The following is a 3,030-nucleotide window of genomic DNA, read 5'->3' as shown; positions in this document are numbered from 1 at the left end:
GGGCGAAATTTACGAACTCGTCTCGCGACGAAGCGGCGCAGATTTCGTGCTTGCGGCGATCTATCTAAACGAGGCGCAGTGGGGCGATAAGCTTAGCCCGTGGTCGGCAAAGTCGCCGTTTAAGGGGGTGCGCGATTTCGCAGGCGGCGGCGCGGCGCACTTGGAAAAATTTACGAACGAGCTGATCCCACGTATCGAGCGGCACGTATTCGGCGCGGGCAAACCTGCGTGGCGAGCATGTGCGGGATACTCGCTGGCTGGACTTTTTAGCGCGTATGCGGCGTTTGCGAGCGATAAATTTCAAAAAATCGCCTGCGTCTCGGCGTCGTTTTGGTTCGGCGGATTTGACGCCTTCGTCGCCGCACGCTCGCCGCAAAGGGGACTGGCGCACGTCTACGCGTCTTTGGGCGAGGCCGAGATGAACCCGAAAAATCCGCGCGGAGCACTCTGCGGCGAGACGGCGCGAAATTTCATCGCAAAATGCCGCGGTGTGGGTGCAAAAGCGAAGTTTGAGCAAAATCCGGGCGGGCACATGCAAGATGAGATCGCAAGAATTTCAAAGGCGCTTTTGAGCCTCGTAAACTCCTAAAATTCGGGTAAATTTTAAAATTTCGCGGCACGGCAGAACGGGGGCGCCGAGAGATTGAAACAAACGAGCCGAGAAGCGTCACGAAGCGTAAATTTAAGCGAGCTGCCGCTAGAATTTCTCGCGCAACGGTTTTTTGCGCGATACGATGAAAATTAGAACAAACCTGCGTTAAAAATTTTATGGCGCAAGCGGTGCGGCAAGAGTGGCGTTACGCAATTCGGCGCAAATGACACAGCGCGTCGTCGGTGCTTTAGCTACTTTGGATAAGTGCGATATCGTTTTAGCGTAAATCATGCGATGCGGCGCCGATGCGGCACAGGCGGCGTGGCGCAATGCAGATTTCAGGCGGGATGTCGCTAAATTTTTGCAGATTGCGCTAGCGGTTTAAAATTTAAAGCCAGCCGTCGTTATAAAATTTAAAGCAAATTATGTCGCAGCTAGGATTAGCGCACCTGCAAGCTAAATTTAACAGCAGCGCGTCGCCGTGTATGATCCCGCCGTTTTGTTTAGTTTACCGGCGGGCTAAATTTACCGCCGAAATTTCAAAATTTGCGTAGCGCCAAAGAGCGCTTCGGCGCTACGATACACGCCGCTCGGTTTAAATTTTAAAATTTAGCGGGGCGGGCAATTAAACGGCAGGCGCGTCAGAACAGGCGCTGTAAAGTATTTTTAATAGTCCTAAAATATCCGCAATAACAGCAAAAATTCTTGCAAAATCTCTGCAGCAACGGTAAAAATTTTTACAAAAATTCCCGCTAAAATTTCATACGAAGCTACTGAAAATTTATCTGCGTTTGATGCCGTAGCCGTCACGATCCACGCATATAAAGCCCGTAGTAGCGCCTCCGTCGCGCGCCATCACCACGCCGTCTGCGGCAAATCTATCATCACAGTCGATCTCGTAGTCTTTTTTCACCGCCTCGCTCGCAGGACCCTCGAAAATCTCGTAAAATTCCGAGACAAACCCGTCTTTGTAATAAATAGCGGTTTTGCCCTCGCCCTCCCAGATGCTTACGCCCTGGGCATTTGCGCTTTTTACTTTGGCTTTAAGTTCATTAAAAGTCCCAAAATCCCAGCCTAAAATTTTTAGAACAGCGCGCTCGTTCGTCCTTTCGTCTATACTATAAAAACTCGCACTTTGGTTTTTGTCTTTATTCGCGGCTCTCATGCTTGAGACCTCGTCGCCGCCAAAACGGACGTCAAAAGAAACTCTTTCAGGTTTTATCTCGCATGCAAAATCGCGCAGGGATAAAATTTGGGCGCGATTTTGCTCGTAATTTTCCGCCAAACCGGGCTCCGCAAAGAAAAATTTATAGATTAAAAACCCTGCAGTTAGCACAAGCGCGGCGCTTATAATGAGTTTAAATAACCTAAAAATTTCCTAGAAAAAATATTTTATAAAATTCACGCCCACTTCTTAAATTTCATCGAATTTCACCATCTACGCAAAGGGCAGAATTTTTTTGTAATTGCTCCACAGCTCGCTATCCTCGCCGAAATACGCGAGCAGTCCGCGCGCGTTGCGATCGAAAGGGTTGGGCTCTTTATGCAGCGCGATACGCTGCGATAGGCGCAGATCGTAGGTATTGTATATCGCGGAATACGGCACCGGGAAGTCTGAAGCGTAAAGCAGGCGCGAGTGCACGTCCGTTTGGCTCGCCAGATGCGGCAGGGCTTTCGCGCGCACCGGCGTCATCAGCGCTGAAACGTCGGCGTAGAGGTTTTTGTGCGTGCGCAGAAGCGCCAGAAGCGCGAAATAATCGTGTCCAAAATTTCGCGGGCGGCGCGAGAGCGCACGAAAGATATGCGAATACTCGTAGTTAATCGCCATGTGCGCGCACACCGTCGTAACGCCCAGCTCAAGCGGCGCATAGATCATCTCCAGCGCCTCAAAGCGGCGCGTGCTCGGCACCGAGCTTTCGTTGCCGATGTGGATCACCAGCGGCAGACCGAGCTTAGCGAGCTTTTCAAAATACGGCACATAGCGAGGCAGCCTCGTATCCAGATCCCAATAGTTTTGTAAAAATTTCGCCCCCTTAAATCCGAGCTCGAAGCAGCGATCGATCTCATCTAGCGCGTCCGCTCGCTTCGGATTGATGCTAAAAAACGGCACGATGAGATCAGGGTTTTTTTGATAAATTTCAAACACGCTGTCGTTGTCCGCACAGACGGTCTTATCGCGATGGATTAGCTCACCCGCATCGCTAAATTTAGCATCCACGCCGAAAAGCACCGCCTTTTTAACGTATTTCGAAGCTCTAAGACCGCCCAGAAGAGCGTCCACATAGGCTTCGTATGGCTCTTTGATCGCGCGCGATATGTCTATGCCGAAGCGCCTGCCGAAAAGGCGCAGCGCGAGCCTGTCGTAAGGGCGGTCGAAGCGCACCTCCTTGCTTAGCAGATGGACGTGAAAATCAAGCGTTTGCATCGGGGATCCTTGG

3 protein-coding genes are annotated in these 3,030 nt (G+C 51.0%); 1 reads left to right on the top strand and 2 read right to left on the bottom strand.

The window, feature by feature from the left end; genetic code table 11:
* The coding region (locus Q0369_RS09135) for an alpha/beta hydrolase-fold protein (RefSeq protein ID WP_298098942.1) at positions 1-589 on the top strand (589 nt) is incomplete at its 5' end.
* A 784-nt stretch (positions 590-1,373) separates the two neighbouring features.
* Here Q0369_RS09135 and Q0369_RS09130 read toward each other — a convergent pair.
* Positions 1,374-1,877 (bottom strand): hypothetical protein, encoded by a 504-nt coding sequence (locus tag Q0369_RS09130; RefSeq protein WP_298098939.1) that lies wholly within the window; start codon positions 1,875-1,877, stop codon positions 1,374-1,376.
* A 153-nt stretch (positions 1,878-2,030) separates the two neighbouring features.
* Positions 2,031-3,017, bottom strand: a complete 987-nt coding sequence (locus Q0369_RS09125; protein WP_298098936.1) for an amidohydrolase family protein — start codon at positions 3,015-3,017, stop codon at positions 2,031-2,033.
* Positions 3,018-3,030 lie beyond the last annotated feature (13 nt).

The sequence above is a fragment of the uncultured Campylobacter sp. genome, from assembly GCF_938030685.1.
Taxonomy (GTDB): domain Bacteria; phylum Campylobacterota; class Campylobacteria; order Campylobacterales; family Campylobacteraceae; genus Campylobacter_B.
This window is presented reverse-complemented; position numbering and strand designations above follow the sequence as displayed.